This window comes from Bradyrhizobium sp. USDA 336 (assembly GCF_044908355.1).
Lineage (GTDB): Bacteria > Pseudomonadota > Alphaproteobacteria > Rhizobiales > Xanthobacteraceae > Bradyrhizobium > Bradyrhizobium yuanmingense.
The window spans coordinates 2,687,692-2,706,186 of record NZ_JBIYDC010000002.1; the positions used below are offsets into that span (position 1 = coordinate 2,687,692).

The following is an 18,495-nucleotide window of genomic DNA, read 5'->3' on the forward strand; positions in this document are numbered from 1 at the left end:
CATCACAGCAGCCTGGCTCCAAAATTCCGTTCGGGATCCATGTCGGCGACGAGCCGGCCGGTCGGCCTGGCCGCCTCGCCGCCGCTGCGTGCGAGGAATTTTCCGCTGCCGGCGCTCGCGAGGCACTTGTCGCCCTCGATGATCACGCGGCCGCGCGAGAGCACCGACACCGGCCAACCCTTGAGCTTGCGACCCGCGAACGGCGTGTAGCCGGCGAGGTCGTGCATCATCTGGTCCGCGATGGTGACCTCGCGGCTGGGATCCCAGATCGCGATATCGGCGTCGGCCCCGACGGCGATCGAGCCCTTGCGCGGATGCAGGTTGTAGATCTTTGCGGGCGCCGTCGCGGTCAGCTCGACGAACTTTTCGAGGCCCAGCCGTCCCTTCGACACCATCGCGTCGAACAACAGCGGCAGCCGCAGCTCAAGGCCCGGCAGGCCGTTGGCGACCTGCTTGAAATTCGGGTTCGGGCCGGCGCGCAGCTTGCCGGTCTCGTCGTAGCGATACGGCGCGTGGTCCGACGAGATGGTCTGGAGATCGCCGAGCGAGAGCGCCTGCCACAGCGCCTCCTGGTCGGCATGCGTGCGCGGCGGCGGGCTGCACATCCACTTCGCCCCCTCGGCGCCGGGCTTGTCGAGATCGTTTGCCGTGAGGAACAGGTATTGCGGGCAGGTCTCGGCGAAGACCTTGAGCCCCTGCCCGCGCGAGTCGCGGATCACCTTGGCGCCTTCGGCCGTCGAGACATGGAAGATCATGATCGGCTGGTCGATCAGCGCCGCCATGCCGATCAGCCGGGTGAAGGCTTCCGCCTCCGAGATGCGGGCGTGGCTGACGGCGTGGTATTTCGGCATCGTGTAGCCGCGCGAAAGCAGCCGCTTCACCATCCAGGCGATGATGCCGTGGTTCTCGGCATGGGCGCACAGCATCGCACCGGACTGGCGAGACGCGAGCAGAATGTCGAGCAGCGGCTCGTCGTCGACCTTGAGGCGGTCGTAGGTCATGAAGATCTTGATCGAGGCATGGCCCTGCTTCACCAGCGCGGGGATGTGCTCCTCGACCGTCTCCTTGGTCGCGTCCGCAATGATCATGTGAAAGGCGTAGTCGATCACCGCACCCTTCTTCGCCAGGGCGTGATAGTCCGCGACGACCTGTGGCAGCTTCATGCCGACATGTTGCGCCGCGAACGGAATCACCGTGGTGGTGCCGCCGAAGGCGGCGGAGACGGTGGCGCTCTCGAACGTATCGGCGTTCATGATGCCGGCGGCCGACAGCTGCTCGATATGGGCATGGCTGTCGACCCCACCGGGCAGCACCAGCTTGCCGCGCGCGTCGATCTCGCGCCTTCCGGGAGGAAGCCCGCGGCCGATGGCCGCAATGGTCTCGCCGGAGACGGCGACGTCGGCCTCGAAGACATCGGTCGTGGTGGCGACGTGGCCGCCGCGGATGATCAGGTCGTAAGCGGGTTCAGTCATGAGGCACTCCGTGATAGGCTCGAGGCACGTTCGCTTATTCTCGCAGGAAGTCCATCATGTCCCGGCCGCGCATTCTCGTCATCAACCCGAACTCCAACCACAAGGTCACGCAGGGGCTGGAGGACGCGTTGAAGCCGCTCGATTTCGAGGGCGGGCCCGAGGTGGTCTGCCAGACGCTGGCCGAGGGTCCGTTCGGCATTGAAAGCCAGGCGGACGCCGATAGCGTTGCGATCCCGCTGCGAAAGCTGGTCGAAAGCGACAACAGCTCGGCCGCCTTCATCATCGCCTGCTACAGCGATCCCGGACTGCAGGTTTGCCGCGAAGGCACCGACCGCCCGGTGTTCGGCATCGCCGAGTGCGGCGTGCTGACGGCGCTTTCCCGCGCGGAGACTTTTGGCGTCATCGCGATCGCCCAGCGTTCGATCCCGCGTCACATGCGCTATCTCAGACAGATGGGCCTGACCGACCGCTTTTCCGGCGAGCGGCCGCTGAACATGAGCGTCGCCGAAACCGCTTCGGGCGAAGGTACGCTCGCCAAGATGATCGAGGTCGGCCGCGCGCTGCGCGACGAGGACGGCGCCCGTGCCGTCGTGATGGGCTGCGCCGGCATGGCGCGCCACCGCCGCGCGCTGGAAGACGCGCTGCGGATTCCCGTCATCGACCCGACACAGGCGGCCGTCACCATGGCGCTGGGTACGGTGCAGTTCTCGGCTCACTAGGCGTCCTTCAGCTCTTTGGTGTCCTGGCGCGCGAGCCATTGCGCATGGCTTTCGCGGACCAGGGCAAACGTGTCGCGCTGGGTGGTGTAGAGATTGCCGAATATGCGGCCGATCGGCCGATAGGCGTCGAGATCGACATACATGTTGGCGGTATCGACCAGGCCCTGGCGGGCGTGAACCCGCAAGACCTCGCCGACCAGGAGCTCGCGATCGGGCGAGAAGGTCAGCACGACATGGCGCCGGCATTCCAGCGCGAAGGGGGCCGCGGCGAGGCGCGGCACCTTCACGTCGACGGAGGGAAGCGTGGCCAGGCCCGTCGCGGCGACCTCGCTGGCGCCGGAGGGAAAATCGACCGCGCAGTCGTTCATCGCGCCTGACAGCGCCTCGTCCACCATGTGCACCACGAACTCGCCGTCGCGATGGATGTTGCGGGTGGTGTCCTTTGGCGCGTGATCCGGCTTGTGCTGGAGTCCGAGCACGATCAGCGCGGGACTCTCGGAGAACACGTTGAAGAAGCTGAACGGCGCGGCATTCACCGCCCCGTTCTCGTCCAGCGTCGTCACCAGCGCGATCGGCCGCGGCACCACCACGCCGCACAGCAGCTTGTAGCGATCGCGCGGATCGAGTTCACGCAAGGAGATGCCTTTGTCAGCCATCGGCGTCACGTCTCCGGCGGCGGCACCGCGCCGGTCTGGCTGGTGATCAGGCCGTAATGTTCGATGCGGCGATGGCGAGCGAAATCGAAGATCGTGGTCTTGCCGAAGGCCGTGGCGTCGAGGTCGCAGGCGTGGACCAGCACCTCGTCGTCTTCGCTCTTGGCCTCGGCGACAATCTCGCCATTGGGATCGACGATCAGGCTGCCGCCGAACAGCGCATGACCGTCCTCATTGCCGGCCTTGGCGACTGCGACCACCCAGGTCGCGTTCTGATAGGCGCCGGCTTGCACCGAGAGGCGGTTGTGGAACAGGCGCTTCTCGACGCCCTCCTCGCTCTTCTCGGCATTCACCGACGGCGTGTTGTAGCCGATCAGCACCATTTCGACGCCCTGCAGGCCCATGACGCGATAGGTCTCGGGCCAGCGGCGGTCGTTGCAGATCGCCATGCCGATGATGCCGCCGAGCTCGCGCCAGACCTTGAAGCCGAGATCGCCCGGCTCGAAATAGCGCTTCTCCAGGTGCTGGTGCGAGCGCTTGCTGTCGTATTCCACATGGCCCGGCAAATGCACCTTGCGGTATTTGCCGACGATCTTGCCGGTTTTGTCGGTCAGGATCGCGGTGTTGAAATGATGACCGTCCGGCGTCAGCTCCGCATAGCCGAAGTTCATCGCGATTCCGTGCTGCGCCGCGCGCTCGAACAGCGGCCTGGTCGCCGCGTTCGGCATCTCGCGTTCGAACCAGATGTCGAACTCGGCGCGGTCCTCGACGTACCAGCGCGGGAAGAACGTCGTCAGCGCCAGCTCGGGATAGACGATCAGGTCGGCACCCTTGCTCTTGGCTTCGTCCATCAGCGCTATCATGCGTTTGACCACGGCCTCGCGGCTGTCGGCTTTCTGGATCGGGCCCATCTGGGCGGCGGCGACATTGACGATGCGCATCAGCGAATTCCTGATTTCTTGAGTTTCTTGGCGAGGCTTGGGATCGCACGTTCAGGGGCGTGTTGGCGCGCGCAGCATATCGCAGCCTCGCGCTGTTTTTCCAGCCGAGCAGCTTTCATGCCGTCCGCCCCCATTCGGCATCCTGCAACAGCCGCCAGTTGACCTTGTTGCTAGCGGTCCGCGGCAGGGACTCGACGAAGACGACGGCGCGCGGCGCCTTGTAGCTCGCCATCGCGCTCCGCGCCCAGCCGACGATGTCGCCCTCCGACGTCGTCGCGCGCGCGGCGTCATCGAGCACCACCAGCGCCTTGACGGTCTCACCGCGATAGCCGTCCGGCGCTGAAATGATGCAGCATTCCCGGATAGCCCGGTTCTGGTACATCGCCGCCTCGACCTCGGCCGGCCACACCTTGAAGCCGCTGACATTGATCATCCGCTTCAGGCGGTCGACGGCGAAGAAATAGCCGCCGGCATCGCGGTAGCCGAGATCGCCCGTGCGCAGGAACCGCTTGCCGTCCCGCTCGATGAAGGCTTCGGCATCCGCCTCCGGCCTGTTCCAGTAACCCTGCAGCACCTGCGGCCCGTGCACGACGATCTCGCCGACCACGTTGTCGTCGAGCTCGACCAGGCTGTCGGGGTCGATCACCCTGGCATCGGTCTCGTGCACGGCGATGCCGAGGCACTGCCGCTTCGGCGCCGCCATTGGATTGAGGTGCGTTGGAGACATCGTCTCGGTCATGCCGTAGCCCTCGACGAAATCGAGCCCAAACCGCCCCTTCAGCCGTTCCGCGACGGCTGTCGGCATCGCCGCGCCGCCACCAGTCAGCACCTTGAGCTTCGCAAAACATTTGTCGCGGAAGCTGGCGCTGGCGAGCACATCCACGATCATGGTCGGCGCGGCGTTCCAGAATGTGACGCCATAGGTCTCGAACAAATCCGGCAGCAGATCCTTGTCCCAGCGCGCCATCAGCAGCAGCGTGGCGCCGGAGACGATGGCGGCATTCATCGAGCCCTGCATGCCCGCGACATGGAACAGCGGCATGAAGCCGGTCATCACGTCGCTGCCATCGAGCCCATACCAGCGCGCCTGCAAGACGGCGGTGAACAGCGCGCTGCGATGGGTGTGCATGCACGCCTTGGGCTTGCCTGTTGTCCCTGAGGTATAGGGCAGGATCATCAGATCCGCCGGCCCCGCCTCCATCGCACCCGGCTGCAGGTCCTGCATTATCGCGGGCGACCACGAATACCAGCCCGGCGATGACGGCGGCTCCAACGGCGCTTCGGTCACGCATGATGGCAGCGTGTAGGGCGTCGCGGCTGGAACTTCGTCGCGGTACCGCGCGACAATCCCATGCGTAATCGCCTCGCCTACCAGCGGTGCAAACACATCGCTTAGCTCGCTGCCGATGATTGCAACCCTGGCGCCGCTGTCCGCGGCGAGATACGCGATCTCGGCGGTCTTGTTCATGGGATTGACCGGCACGATCACGCCGTTCGCCCGCATCGTCGCATAGTAAGCGATGACGTACTGCGGCGAATTCTGCAGCGCGATCATGACGCGGTCGCCGCGCTTCACTCCGCAAACGCCTTGCAGAAAGCCGGCCATGGCATCGACCCGGTCACGCAGCTCGGCGTAGCTCAGGCTCGCCCCGTAGAACATTGTCGCCGGATGCGATGGTCGTTCACGTGCCGCACGCACCAGGGCGTCGTAGAGCGTCCCATCAGGCATCGCGAGATGCCAGGGCTCGTCCGCCGGCCAGGCCGGCGAGCGACGAGGTGCTGCGTGGTCCGCGTTCACCCGTGCTCCTTGTCGGCAATATCGAGGCCGTGGTCGAGCGCATCGAGCAGCAGCGTCGCCTCGCGCTCGGAGATCACCAGCGCCGGCGCCAGGAACAGCGAGGTCTGCTCGCCGCTGGTACCGATCACCGCGCCTGCTTCCAGCGCGCGTTCCGCGACGCGCGAAGCAATCGGCACCTCGGTGGTGTCGGCGTGCCAGGTGCGCCAGTCCGGGCCGTGCAGCTCAACCGTCCAATGCAGCCCCTGCCCCGCTACGCGCTGCACGCTCGGATGCTTTTGTGCGATCGCGAGCAGGCGGCGGGCGAACAGCTTCTCGAGGCTCGCGACGTGCTCCAGAATCTTATCGTCGCTGACGACCTTCAGATAAGCGCTCACCGCAGCCATGCTGATCGGATGACCGCGCAGCGTGCCGTAATTCTGCCAGCTCGTTCCCTTCAGCCGCTCGACGATGTCTTTCGACACCACGACGGCAGCCACAGCAGCCGCACCGCCGCCGAGCGACTTGCCGAGCGTGACGATATCGGGGCGGCTCTGCGCGCCCTGGAACGCGAACCAGCGCCCAGCACGGCCCGCGCCGGTGACGACCTCGTCCGCGATCCAGTACGAGCCGGCCTCTCGCGCGCGCTTTGCCATTTCATCCTGATAGGCGCCGTCGTAATAGATGCCGCCCTGGGTGTAGTCGATGATCGTCGCTGCCGTATCCGAGAGCAGGCGCGGAGCATCCGCCAGATATTCACTGGGCGGCGCTTTGTTGGCCGGCGCGCCGTAGATCGCGCCATGCGGCGCCGGCAGGATCCGCACCGGCGCCATCGGTGCCGGCATCTTGGAGCCGCCGGCGTGCACGGCGAGACCGCCGTGCCATTGCGGCTGCACGGTCATGCTGCGCGACAGGCCGGTGATGCCGTGATAGGCGCGCTCGCGCGTTGCCAGCGCCGAGCGCTGCGTCAACGCCTGGCACAGCGACAGCGCCATGTCATTGGCCTCGCTGCCGCTGATGCAGAAGCGCACCGCGCCGACCCAGTCCTCTTCGCCCTTGAAGGCGATAGCCATCAGATCGTCGGCGGCCTGCTCGCGGCCGACCCAGGTCCAGCCCTCGTTGACGACGGGCGTATCCGCCGCGCGGCGGATCGCCTCCACCATTGCGGGATGGCGGTGGCCGAGTCCGCCGCCGGTGTTGCTGCCGTCGATCAGCTTGCGGCCATCCGCAAGGTGAAAGTAGACGCCCTCGCCGCCGACCACGGCCATCGGCGCAGCCTCGCCCGCATTCAGCCCGGTTCGCAACAATCTGCTCATCGCCACTGCCTCACTCCGCCGGAACGGCGCCGTAGCCACCGCCACCGCACATCTCGATCGTGACGAGATCGCCTTGCTGCAACACCAGGTTCGACTTGCCGTCGATGGCGACGTTGGCGCCCTGCCGGACCAGCGAGATGCGGCAGGCCTCGCCGGGAGAGCCGCCCTGCATGCCCCACGGCGCCATCACCATGCGCTCGATGCAAGTGGTCAGGTGCATCGAGGGCGCCAGGATGCGGTAGGTGCGGACGGAGCCGTCACCGCCGCGATGTGCGCCCGCGCCGCCGGAATTCCGGCGAATCGCCTGCTGCTCGAGCCGGATCGCGTAGTTCGCCTCGATCACCTCGACCGGTGTGTTCGAAGTGTTGGACAGATGCACGCGGGTTGCGGACGTGCCGGCGCGATCGTGCCGCGCGCCTTCACCGCCGCCATGGACCTCGTAGAGCATCTTCCACGACCCGTTCGGCCGCGGCTCGGCAAAGAACAGCACGCCCGCGGTGGTCGCCCCGCCCGCCGACAGACGCTCGGGAATGGTGTCCTGCATGGCGCGAAAGATCGCATCGACGATGCGCATGGAGGTCTCGTGATTGCCGGCGGCAACGGAGGCGGTCCAGCCGGGCTCGAGGATCGAACCCGGGCGCGTGATGATGGTCAGCGGCCGCAGTGCGCCGGCGTTCTGCTGCATGTCGCGTCCGCTCATGATGCGCGCGGCATAGGCGACCGCCGAGCGCGCCATGAACGGCGTCGTGTTGCAGAAATTGGAGACGCGGTCGCAGCTTCCGGAGAGGTCGAAGGTCGCTTCATCCCCGCGAATGGTGATCTTCACATGGATGCGCGCCGGCGCATTGTTTGCGCTGCCGTCGTCGAGATAATCCTCGCCCTCGTAGACGCCATCCGGAAGATCGCGCAGTGCCGCCCGCATCTCGATTTCGGAGAGGTCGTGCAGGCGCGACTGCGCCGCCATGAAGACTGCCTTGCCATGCTCGCGGCAGAGCTCGACGATGCGCTTCTCGCCGGCCTTGGTCGCCGCGATCTGGGCAAGGAGATCGCCCTCGCAGGATTCGGCATCGCGAACGTTGGCCTTGAGCAGCTGCACGATCGGCGTACTGAGGCCGGCGGCAGTCGCGATCAGCACCGGCGGAATCCGCATCGCCTCCTGGAACGTATCGACGGCCTTGGCGAAATAACTGCCGGGCCAGGTGCCGCCGATGTCAGGCCAATGCGCAAGGCTGACTGCGAAAGCCACGATCTCGCCCTCGAAGAAGACGGGGCGCACGACCTTGACGTCGTTGAGATGATTGCCGCCGAGCGCGCCGACATTGTAGATCACGACGTCGCCGTCGTTCAGGCCATCGCGCGGCATCACCTTCAGGAGTTCGGGGATGGTGTAGGCCATCGCGCCGAGATGGATCGGAATGTCGCGGCCCTGCCCGACCAGGCCGCCATGGCCGTCGGTAATCGCCGATGACAGGTCGCCGGCCTCGCGCAGGAGCGGCGAGCGCGCCGAACGCGTCATCACGAGGCTCATCTCCTCGGCCGCGGCGGAGAGCCCATGCCTGATGACCTCGACGACGAACGGATCGAGCTTCATGCCGCCCTCCGCGTCAGGAACAGATTGCCCGATGGATCGGGCCTCGCCTGCCAGCCCGGCGGCACCACCACGGTCGACCAGGCGTCTTCGATGATGGCGGGACCATTGATGGTCTCGGTGAGCGACGCGCGGTCGACGATCGCGGTTGCGATGTCGTGGAAGCCGTCGAACGAGCAGGTGCGCGTGGTCATAGACACTGCCCTCGCCGCGGTCGCCGGCCGGCTGACAATTGTCGTCGACGGGCGACGGGCCTGCACCCGCACCGACTCGATAACGCAGGGTTCGCCGGTCGCATAGCCGAACAGCTCATGATGCCGCGTCAGGAAGTCCTGCTTCAGCCTGGCAACGTCGAGCGGCAGCGTGAAGGATACCGGAATGGCGTCGTTCTGCGCGGCGTAGCGCATCAAGGCCACCAGCTCGACCTGGATCTCGGCCTTCGCAACATTGTTGGCGAGAAGCGGCGCCGAGGCATCGGCAATCAGGGCCTCGATCCGTTCCGAGACGCGCGCGAGATCGATGCCGTCGAGGGCAGCGCGAAGGGTCTGCTGCTGCAGGAAGCTGAAATCGGCAGTGAGGCAACCCAGCGCCGAGAACGCGCTCGAGGCACTGGGCACGACCACCTCTGCAATGCCGTAGAGATCGGCGAGGCCCGCGGCATGCATAGGACCGCCGCCGCCGAAGGCGAGCAACGTACAGTCGCGGCCATCGATGCCGCGCTCGACCGTGACACGGCGGAGCGCGCGGGCCATGGTCGCGTTCGCGACCTTGATGATGCCGAGCGCCGTCTCCGTCAGGCTCAGCCCGAGCGCGCGGGCAATCGGCGCGATGACGCGCTTTGCGGCCGCGATGTCGATCCCGATGCGATCACCAAGCTTGGTCTCGGGATTGAGATAGCCGAGCACCGCATTGGCATCGGTGATGGTCGGCTCCGTGCCGCCGCGGCCATAGCAGGCCGGGCCCGGCTCGGAGCCGGCGCTTTCCGGCCCGACCGTCAGGCCGCCGGGACCGTTGCGCACGATCGATCCGCCGCCGGCGCCGATCGAATGCACCGCGAGCATCGGCTGGCGCAGCGGCTTGTCGCCGAGCATGCGGCCGTCGGTCATTTCGGCCTGGCCGTCGATGATCAGGCACACGTCCGTCGTGGTGCCGCCCATGTCGAAGGTCAGCATCCGCGCGCAGCCGAGCTGGCGCGCGATGCTGACCGACGCCGAGACGCCGGCCGCCGGGCCCGACATCGCCATCACCAGCGGACGCCGCTTCACCGCCGAAATCGGGACCATGGCGCCGGCGGAGTGAAACACCTGCAGACCGGGCCCGATCGGCAGCCGCTGCTCCAGCTCGCTGAGATATTGAACCGCGATCGGCATCGCGGCCGCGTTGAACACGGTTGCCGAGGTTCGCTCATATTCGCGCGCCTCGGGATTGACCTCGTGCGAGAGCGAGACATGGGCGACGACGCCCCTGAGCCGCTCGCCCAGCATCTTCTCGTGGACTGGATTGGCATAAGCGTGAAGGAGCGCGACCGCAACGCTCTGAACGCCGGTGCCTTTCAGCCACGCCACCAGGCGTTCGATCTCGGCTTCCTCGAGCGCCTTCAGCACCCGGCCCTCATGATCGAGGCGCTCGGCGAGCCCAAAGCATCGTTCGGGCGGCACCAGAGGCGGCGATTTCGGCGGAATGTCGAGCCGATAGAGATCGCGCCGGCGATAGCGGGCGATCTCGAGCACGTCGGCAAAGCCTTCGGTCGCGACCAACGCCACCTTCGGCAGCCGGTTCTCGACGATCGCGTTGGTCACGCGCGTGGTGCCGTGGACGAAGCGCTTGACCTCGCTCTTGCGCAGGCCGACCGCCTCGATCGCCTCCAGCATCGCCTGCACCGGTGCGTCGGGGCGCGACGGCACCTTGGCAATCCGCGCTTCCGCGGAATCGCGCCGGATCGCGATGATGTCGGTGAAGGTGCCACCGATATCGGTGCCGACCTCCCAGTGATTGCCGGAATCGCTCATCTGCACAGTCAGCTACGCATGACGTTCATCATCATTCCCTGTCATGCCATCACGTGCGAGCGTGCGACAGAGCGATGGCCGCGGGATAGGGCCAGAGTTGTCGCAAACCACTGGGCCAGCACAGCCACCGGCATTGCGCGGCGCACCATCGACTGCACGTTTTAGTGCAGCGCTGCTCGCGCAGAGAGCAGAAGCACACGAAGCAGAAATGTGCAGCCCACCCCTGGATTCTTCGAGGCAAATAGAAGCGCCCGTTGCACTGCAATCGGATCGCGCGAGGTCGCTTGTCTAATTTGCAGGCGATCGAACGGCGGTGCGGGAGAGAGGACTGACCAGGAGCTATGCACGGAGGTCGGCTCAGCCTCTCTTTATTGTACGGTCAGTAAGCGAGAACATCACCGGCCGCTGGTGGATAACCGGGCGTAGCACCCGGCGTGCCGTTTCAAGCTGCTCAGGCTGCCAGCCATGCCCGCAAGCGCCGCCAACCGATGACGATGCCGGTGATGGAGAACATCAGCCCGAGCGTACAGAGCCCGACGATGAGAGCGTCACGCAGCCGCGCATGAGCCAGCAGAATCGGGAAGTCAAGCGTGTGCAACGCACTGTAAAGCCAGCGATAGGCGCGGCGCGACGGGTCCAGCCTTTGCAGCACCTTGCCATCGGCAGCATCGACATCGAACCAGAGATCGCCGCACGTTGTGCGGTAGACGGGGACCCCCGGAAGTGCGGATTGCGCTGGATAGCCGTCGTTGCCGGCGAGCAGGAACGGTGCGGCACAGCCGGCGCCAAGGCGCGCTGTCAGGTCGCCGATCTCCGGCCTATCCAGGTATGCCGACTGTCCGCGTGGCACGTCCCCTGCCTTGATCAAAGCCTGACGGCCGAGACCAACCCGGTCGCGCCGATAGACCTTGGCGCCGAACGCGAACCATTCGACCTCGAGCGCCGACGGCGATATTGGCTGCAGCGATGAAGCGTCTCGCCAATCCGGGGCGGCATCGACCACGGCGGCCTCCGCCGGCGTCAATTGCCCGCGCGAGAACAGCCGGCCGTGATCCATCGACAGCCAGCCGCTGAAGATCCAGGTCAGCACGAACACGGTCACGACAAGACCGATGATGTGATGCAGGGCGTGCCAGTCCCGATAGGGCGACGAGAGCTGGCGTCCCCGTATCTTCACACGCACGATTCCGAGCACCGCGCCAAGCAGTGCTGCGATCAGGGCCAGCAGCGACAGCGTCCAGACCACGCGATCCCACAGCGCCCAGCTGCTGCGCAGAATTGTCGGATAGATCCAGTGCAGCACGCTGCCGGCCCAGTTCCACGCGCGCTCGCTGCGCGTCGTATCCAGGACGATTTCGCCGGTCAGCGACGAAACGTAGACCTCCGTTCCAGGGGCATCGCCGAGAGCGGCGCGAAACAAGGGGCGATGCCGATCAAAACCGTTCGGCACGCTCCACTGATCGTAGTCCGACCGCGCGACGATTGCAGCGCGCACCGCCTCAAGCCCGCGCTGACGTGAATAAGCTTGCACGATGGTGAGCGCGACATCGGCTGATGTCACCGACGCGTCTCCTCCATCGGAGGCGCGAACCGCTCGCGAACCTGCGGAGCCCGAGACGACGTAGACCGGTCCATCGCTCCGCTGGATCAGCCGAACACGTGTCGCATCGGCAATCCCGCTCGCCGCAACGGCGTCCGCGACCGAGATCCTCGTCCCGTCGCGATCGACCGGCACAAGTCCGGCAAATCGCTCCGCTTCCGTCAGCGACGGAAACGGGACGAAGTGCATGACGATCCCGCTCGCGAACCACATCGCGAACAACAGACAGAACGCGATGCCGAGCCAGCGATGCGTGAGGACGATCGCGCCCATCATGCGCTCAGGGCCTCACCATTTGAACGCGGCCGATATTTCATAGGTGCGCGGCGCGCCCAGGAGGATCTGGTCCGGATAGAACGGATCGCCCCAGATCGCATAGCGCTTATCAGTGATGTTGCGGACACGGAAGGTCAGGCGGGCCTGGTCGACCGCATTGAACGCCGTCTTGGGGATGTCGACGAAGGCGTAGACGTCGGCCACGGTGTAGGCCTTCATCGTCACGACGTTGGCGTCGGTGTTGTAGCGGTCGCCGACATGACGACCGGTGATGCCAAGCTCCACCGGCCACGGTGTGAAGAAGCGATACGACGCGCCGGCGTTTGCGACGATACGCGGCACGTTTGGCGGCGTGTTGCCCGAGAACGAGCCGCCGGCAAAATTGTAGTCGGCATAGCGCGCATCGACATAGGCGATGTTGCCCCACAGCCGCAGCGGCTCGATCGGGCGTATCGAGGCGGCAAGCTCGATGCCCTTCGACTCCTGCCGCCCGGCGATATTCAGCTGCATGCCGCCGGCGGCCGCATAGACGTTCTTGCGCACGATGTCGTAGGCCGAGAACGACCATTCCGCCCGGTTGTCCCAGAACAGGTGCTTGACACCGGTCTCATAGGTGCGCGCGGTGGTCAGATCGAGCGGCTGGGTGGGCGAGAGCAGGAAGATGTTGTTGGCTGCGACGTCGGCGCCGGTGGCGTACTGGCTGAAGAAGGTCAGGCCGGGAACGGCCTCCCAGGTGTAGCCGATGCGGCCCGTCACCGGCGCCCAGTCTTTCGTGAACGGGAAGCCCGCCTTCACGATCCCGTTCTTGTCGGTCGAATTACGGTCGAGCCCGATATGCTCGACGCGGAGGCCGCCGATCAGCGCGAAGCTGCGCGTCAGCTTGAGCCTGTCCTCGAATGACAGCGCCTCGTTGTCGATGCGTGCGGTCTGCTGCTGCGTCGTGAGCAGGCCGTAGAAACCGCGGTTGGGGTCGACCAGCGAAACGGAATCGCCGGGAAAGTTTGCCGCGCCGGGCCTGACGAAATCGAGATAGCTCGACGACAGCGTCGTGACCAGCCGGTTATCGAAGCCCGCAATATTTGTATCCCAGATCAGGTCGGTGATGTTGCCGACCAGCCGCTGGCTGTGGGCGACATAGAAACGCTCGCGATCGACCAGGTTCGTGGTGGAATTGAACGCCTCGATCTCGTTATTGAACCAGATTCGTTCCGCGCCATAGCCATAGGCCTGACTTTTCAGCGTGAGGTCAGGCGCGAGCTTCAGCTCGAATCCGCCACGCAGCCACACTTCCTGCGCCACGTTGCGGTTATCGAGAACGTTGTAATTGGTGTTGAAGGTGCGATCGTCGATGGTGACGGCACCGAGATTCGTTCCGTTGTAATTCGAGACGTAATTGCCGGAGACGATCCCCGTCGTCGCGTGCGAACCGCTGAAGGCGACCGGCACCAGCGGCGCGCCCCAATAGGCCTTCGAGCGGTCTTCACGATATTCGACCGCGCCCCAGAACCTGAGACTATCCGAGGCGCGGTAATTGAGCTGGCCGGACGTGCCGAAGGTCTTGACATTGGTGTCGTCGGCAAAGCCGTTGAGCGCGGAACGGCTGATGTCGAAGCGATAATCCAGCCCCTGCACATTGGTGCTGCCGCCGGAGCCGTAATGGGCACGGAACGAATTCAGCGAGTCCCAGGAGAAATCGGCCTCGTTGCTGACAGCTCCGGTGTGCGGCTGCTTGGTGACGAAGTTGATCGCGCCGCCCGCCGCGCCCTCGCCCGAAATCAGCGAGGCCGGGCCCTTGAGGAATTCCGCGGCCTCAAGGTTGGCGGTGTCCACGATCCGCGAGGTCATGTTCTGCGGACCGATCTTGATGCCGTTGTAGAGCGTGTTGATCTGGCTGTTGGTGAAGCCGCGCATGGAGAAGGCGGAAGGTTCGGCCGGGTTGTCGCCCGAGGTGACGCCGACGGCGCCCTGCGCCACCTCGGACACGGTGCGATAGCCCTGCTCGCGCATCGTTTCGGCGGAGACAACTTCGACGGTCGCGGGCGTCTGCCGCACCGTCAGGCCGAGCCGCGATGCGCTTTCGGCCACGGCATTGGTGTTGAGGGGCGTCTGCACCGTCGAATCCGGCACGACGGGTTTTGGCGCGGCGGATACAGCCGCCGGCCTGCGCGCTGCCGCGCGACGCGCGCTCTGCGCCGCTCCTGCTGCCTGTTTGGCCGGCTTGCGCGCCTGGGCGGGCGATACCTCGATGGGTGGCAGGGACTCCCGGGCCTGCTGCGCCAGAGCGGCAGGCGGACCAAGAGCGGCGAAGGACGTGAACGCGGCGGAAACCAGCAGGACGCGGCGCGGTCGTGCGATACGGATGGAAGACACAGGTCAAAACCTCGGTATGACGTCAGTGGCACGTCACAGCGAACGAGGTCTCACCTTTGGCCTTGCAGCCGTCCGATGAAGCCGAATGTCTGTACTCCCCGACCGACATCTTCGCGTGTGACCACGGCTGACGGCAGGTCTCCTGGCTCGCGGGTCGTGACCGCTTCGTCGCCTTCCCGGGACCGAGGACCCAGTGGCTCGTGACGAAGGATTCACCGCTTACAGTTGCGGGGGCAGCCGCGGCATTGGGGACAATTTTCCCCGCACCGCATTCCCTTTTCATTCCCTCTCGGGAAAACCGTCGCGAGCATCTAGGATTACCGCCAAGACAGAGTCAATGTGCCAGTTGCGGCGTTGTGGCCACAGCAGCCAACTTCCCTGGAGATGAGCATGGAAGGCGAGACCTTCCTCTGGTTGATCAGGCATGCGGCCGTCGTGGGCGTGCCCGGGACGATCCATGCGGCCGATGCGCGGGCCGACCTCGGCGATCACGCCGCATTGACGGCTCTCAGGCGCCTCTTGCCCGCGGATGTCGCCGGCTATGCCAGCCCGTCGCGGCGCACGGTCGAGACGGCGCGCGCGCTGGGGCTCGAACCGGAACTGGTCAGCGAATTTCGCGAGCAGGATTTCGGCGATTGGACCGGCCATCGGCATGACGAGCTCGCCGCGACCGGCGGCGAGGCCTACGCGCAGGTCTGGCGCGATCCCGCGCACGGACGGCCGCCGAACGGCGAAAGCTTTGCGGATCAGGTCGCCCGCGTCCGCCTCGGCCTGGCGCAGATTGGCGCAGGCTCCGCGGCGCTGGTCGTTCATTCCGGCACCATTCGTGCCACGCTCTGCATCGCGCTCGATCTCACACCGGAAGCCGCACTGCGCTTCGTGATCGATCCACTGTCGCTGACCCGGATCGACCGGCTCGCGGGCGGCTGGCGTGTCGTCTCGGTCAATCAACGCATTAGCTAGGCCGATCCGGCACATTGGCCTGCGCGAAGGTCGCCATGCCGTTGTGAAGTGCGCAGGCCGAGCGCACCAGCGGCAGCGCGATCGCCGCACCCGATCCCTCGCCGAGCCTGAGATCGAGGCTGATCAGCGGCTGCACGTTCAGCGTGCGCAACACCAGCCGATGTCCCTGCTCCGCCGATTGATGCGAGGGCAACAGGAACGGCTGGCAGGACGGGTTGAGGCGCGCCGCCGCCAGCGCCGCCACCGAGACGATGAAGCCGTCGATCAACACGGGAATGCGGCGTTGCGCGGCCGCGATGATCGCGCCCGAGATCGCCGCGATCTCGAGGCCACCGACCGCGCACAGGATCTTCTCGACCGCGGCTCCGGCGACGCCGTGGCGCGCGATCGCCGCATCGATCACCCGCGCCTTGTGCGCGCGGCCGGCCGCATCGATGCCCGTGCCGCTGCCCGCGATCTCCCCGGCGCTCACACCAAGTAGGCTCGCCGCGATCGCCGCCGATGTCGTGGTGTTGCCGATCCCCATCTCGCCGAAGATCAAGAGATCAGGCCGGCCGGCCTCGGCGCGCACCACCGCGCGCTGGCCGGCCTCGAAGGCGAAGGCCAATTCCGCCGGCGTGAGCGCGGCCTCGACACTGAAATCGCGGGTGCCGCTGCGCGGCTTGTCGGTGACGATTCCCGCCATCTGCTCCTGGGACAGCGTGCCGGCGTCGACGACCTCGAGGCTCGAACCCAGCTCGCGCGCCAGCACCGAGATCGCGGCGCCACCGGCGGCAAAATTCGCCATCATCGCGATGGTGACGGCTTGCGGATAGGCCGACACGCCCTGCGCGACGATACCGTGGTCGCCGGCGAAGATGATGATCGGCACCCGCGCGGCGCGCGGCTGCCCGGTCGCCTGCAGGCCCGCAAGCTCGATTGCGAGCTGCTCGAGCCGCCCGAGCGCGCCGGTCGGCTTCGTCAGCTGCGCCTGCCGCGCAATGGCCGCCTCGCGATGAACAGCGGAGACCTCGGGGCAGTTCTGGGTAACCCATTCGGGAAGCATGCTGCTCAACGCCTGCGTTTGATGATGTAGCTGTCCATGATCCAGCCGTGCCGCTCGCGTGCCTCCTGCCGCACGGCGGCAATGCGCGCGCCCAGTTCAGCCAGCGCGCCGGACATGACGATCTGATCGGGCATGCCAAGATAGGCTCCCCACCAGATGTGAAGTCCGGCCGGATCGAGCGACTGGAACGCCGTGCCGCCATCGAGCATCACGACGACGGTATCGACGCCCTGCGGCCAGCCGCCTTCGCGCAAGCGCCGCCCCGTCGTGACCAGGAACGGCTCGCCGATGTCGTTGAGCGGCAGCGCATGCGCCGCGCACAGCGCCTGGATCGAGGTGATCCCAGGCACGACTTCGATTGTCGGCAACGGATTCAACCGCCGCGCAATGCGCAGCGAAGAATCATAGAGCGAAGGATCGCCCCAGATCAGCAGCGCGACCTTGCCCTCATCTTCGAGATGCCCAGCGATCGTCTGCGACCAGGTCGCGGCCACCGCATCGTGCCAATCGTCTACGCCCTTGCGGTAGTCCGACTCGGTCGCATCGCGCACGGGAAGGTCGAATTCGGCGATGCGTGTCGTTTTGTTGGTGAGCACACCGGCGCAGATCGTTCGCCTGAGATCGGCGAGATCGGATTTCGCAGTCCCCTTGCGCGGGATCAGGATGAGATCGGCCGCGTTGATGGCGCGGGTCGCGGCGCGCGTGAGCTGCTCGGGATCGCCGCAACCGATGCCTATCAGGGAGAGCGTGAGCATCGCGAGCGCGACGGGCGGCCACGGCGGCCGCCCTTTCGCTTGTCTCTCAGGCCGCGTTGTGAAGGCGCGGCGTGACGAGGCCGGGCGCGGTGACGCCACGCAGCGACTTCGCCAGCGCCAGCACGGCGAGATCGGCCAGCGGCTCGATCACGATGACCAGCGCATAAGCGGCAGCGAACGTCGCAATGCTGGCGAGGTTGCTGATCGCAAAGCCGGAGCCATAGAGCGCCCAGAACGCCACCCATGCGATCACGCCGGCCTGGTAGGTCGTCGAAAGCGCCAGCGCCTGACCGTATTTCAAATCGACATAGGCGGTGTTGCGGGCAATGATCCGCGTGGCGATCGCCTGGATCGCGAACAGCGGCACCAGCAGCGTGGTGACGTTCATGCCGTATTGCGGCAGATCGACTGGCTCCAGCAGCATGCCCTGAAGCAGCAGGCCAATTGCGAGGCCGAAGGCGGCAGGCGCAGCACCAAAGAGCAGGAACAAGGTCGAGCCAAGGATGAAGTGCACCTCTGATACCCCAACCGGAAAGTGCGGCAGGATCTCGAAGAAGACGAAGACGAGAGCGGTGGTGGCCAGTGTCCGCGCGGCGAACGAGCCGGCGCCCTGCTCGCGCACGGTCTCGACCGCGAGCTTCAAGGCAACGCCGCCTGCGGCGATGCCGGTCGCGTAACTCAACACGAGCTTGGCGCCCGTCACGATCCCGGGTTCGATATGCATGGCTCAATTCCTTCCTGCCGTCACACCCGACGGCCTTGGCCTCAATACGTGCACGGCCGGTCTCCTGGCTCGCGGTTCACTGGGTTCTCCGGCCTTCCCGGACCTTGCGGTCCAGTGGCGGTTCGGAGCCCCCTCACCGCTTACAGTCGCGGGGGCGGCTGGGGTTTGGGGCGCCGCAACTGGGTCCGCCCATCCCCATTCCCGATTATGCTCCGGCGCTTTGCGCCGCGTCGAGCACCATGCCTCTCTTGTGTGCCCCTTTCGCATCGCGGGCGTCAAGGGGCGAACCG

At 66.1% G+C, this 18,495-nt stretch carries 14 protein-coding genes and 2 riboswitches; of the genes, 2 read left to right on the forward strand and 12 right to left on the reverse strand.

What is annotated here, in order from left to right; all coding sequences use genetic code 11:
- Positions 1–2 precede the first annotated feature (2 nt).
- A complete protein-coding gene (gene hydA, locus ABIA45_RS13565; RefSeq protein WP_404652385.1) occupies positions 3–1,472 on the reverse strand; it encodes a dihydropyrimidinase in 1,470 nt (489 codons plus the stop codon).
- Positions 1,473–1,528: 56 nt separating this feature from the next.
- On the opposite strand from hydA, the gene ABIA45_RS13570 reads away from it, so the two are divergent.
- Positions 1,529–2,191, forward strand: coding sequence for an aspartate/glutamate racemase family protein (locus ABIA45_RS13570; protein ID WP_157282598.1), 663 nt, complete (start codon positions 1,529–1,531; stop codon positions 2,189–2,191).
- Here ABIA45_RS13570 and ABIA45_RS13575 read toward each other — a convergent pair.
- The 8 genes from ABIA45_RS13575 to ABIA45_RS13610 all read right to left on the reverse strand — a co-directional run bounded on the left by ABIA45_RS13575 (position 2,188) and on the right by ABIA45_RS13610 (position 14,718).
- Complete coding sequence (locus ABIA45_RS13575) at positions 2,188–2,847, reverse strand: flavin reductase family protein (protein WP_404652386.1); 660 nt, start codon at positions 2,845–2,847, stop codon at positions 2,188–2,190. The genes ABIA45_RS13570 and ABIA45_RS13575 overlap by 4 nt on opposite strands.
- Before the next feature lie 5 nt (positions 2,848–2,852).
- On the reverse strand, positions 2,853–3,785 hold the full coding sequence (locus tag ABIA45_RS13580) for an N-carbamoyl-D-amino-acid hydrolase (protein WP_271541166.1): 933 nt from the start codon (positions 3,783–3,785) through the stop codon (positions 2,853–2,855).
- Between the two features lie 115 nt (positions 3,786–3,900).
- Positions 3,901–5,583, reverse strand: a complete 1,683-nt coding sequence (locus ABIA45_RS13585) for a long-chain-fatty-acid--CoA ligase (RefSeq protein WP_404652389.1) — start codon at positions 5,581–5,583, stop codon at positions 3,901–3,903.
- Positions 5,580–6,875 carry an aminotransferase class III-fold pyridoxal phosphate-dependent enzyme gene (locus ABIA45_RS13590; protein ID WP_404652391.1) on the reverse strand — a complete coding sequence of 432 codons (1,296 nt, stop codon included), beginning with the start codon at positions 6,873–6,875 and terminating at the stop codon, positions 5,580–5,582. Before ABIA45_RS13590 ends, ABIA45_RS13585 begins: the two co-directional genes overlap by 4 nt.
- Positions 6,876–6,885: 10 nt before the next feature.
- Positions 6,886–8,466: a hydantoinase B/oxoprolinase family protein gene (locus ABIA45_RS13595; protein ID WP_271541172.1), complete on the reverse strand. Its 1,581-nt coding sequence runs from the start codon at positions 8,464–8,466 to the stop codon at positions 6,886–6,888.
- Positions 8,463–10,472 carry a hydantoinase/oxoprolinase family protein gene (locus tag ABIA45_RS13600; RefSeq protein ID WP_271541174.1) on the reverse strand — a complete coding sequence of 670 codons (2,010 nt, stop codon included), beginning with the start codon at positions 10,470–10,472 and terminating at the stop codon, positions 8,463–8,465. Before ABIA45_RS13600 ends, ABIA45_RS13595 begins: the two co-directional genes overlap by 4 nt.
- 451 nt (positions 10,473–10,923) lie before the next feature.
- Positions 10,924–12,348 (reverse strand): PepSY domain-containing protein, encoded by a 1,425-nt coding sequence (locus tag ABIA45_RS13605; protein ID WP_271541175.1) that lies wholly within the window; start codon positions 12,346–12,348, stop codon positions 10,924–10,926.
- Positions 12,349–12,360: 12 nt separating this feature from the next.
- Positions 12,361–14,718 (reverse strand): TonB-dependent receptor, encoded by a 2,358-nt coding sequence (locus tag ABIA45_RS13610; protein WP_404652392.1) that lies wholly within the window; start codon positions 14,716–14,718, stop codon positions 12,361–12,363.
- A gap of 114 nt (positions 14,719–14,832) precedes the next feature.
- A riboswitch (cobalamin riboswitch) is annotated at positions 14,833–15,036 on the reverse strand.
- A 72-nt stretch (positions 15,037–15,108) separates the two neighbouring features.
- On the opposite strand from ABIA45_RS13610, the gene ABIA45_RS13615 reads away from it, so the two are divergent.
- Entirely contained in the window at positions 15,109–15,681 is a 573-nt protein-coding gene (locus ABIA45_RS13615; protein WP_404652394.1) for a histidine phosphatase family protein, read from the forward strand.
- Here the strand turns inward: ABIA45_RS13615 and cobT are convergent.
- Genes cobT through ABIA45_RS13630 form a run of 3 tightly spaced genes read right to left on the reverse strand, consistent with a single transcriptional unit; the run spans position 15,674 to position 18,205 of the window.
- Positions 15,674–16,726, reverse strand: a complete 1,053-nt coding sequence (gene cobT / locus ABIA45_RS13620; protein WP_404652396.1) for a nicotinate-nucleotide--dimethylbenzimidazole phosphoribosyltransferase — start codon at positions 16,724–16,726, stop codon at positions 15,674–15,676. The two genes, ABIA45_RS13615 and cobT, sit on opposite strands and share 8 nt — an antisense overlap.
- 5 nt (positions 16,727–16,731) lie before the next feature.
- Positions 16,732–17,481 (reverse strand): precorrin-6A synthase (deacetylating), encoded by a 750-nt coding sequence (cobF, locus tag ABIA45_RS13625; RefSeq protein WP_275509282.1) that lies wholly within the window; start codon positions 17,479–17,481, stop codon positions 16,732–16,734.
- A gap of 46 nt (positions 17,482–17,527) precedes the next feature.
- Positions 17,528–18,205, reverse strand: a complete 678-nt coding sequence (locus ABIA45_RS13630) for an energy-coupling factor ABC transporter permease (protein WP_404542144.1) — start codon at positions 18,203–18,205, stop codon at positions 17,528–17,530.
- A 36-nt stretch (positions 18,206–18,241) separates the two neighbouring features.
- Positions 18,242–18,462: riboswitch (cobalamin riboswitch) on the reverse strand.
- Positions 18,463–18,495 lie beyond the last annotated feature (33 nt).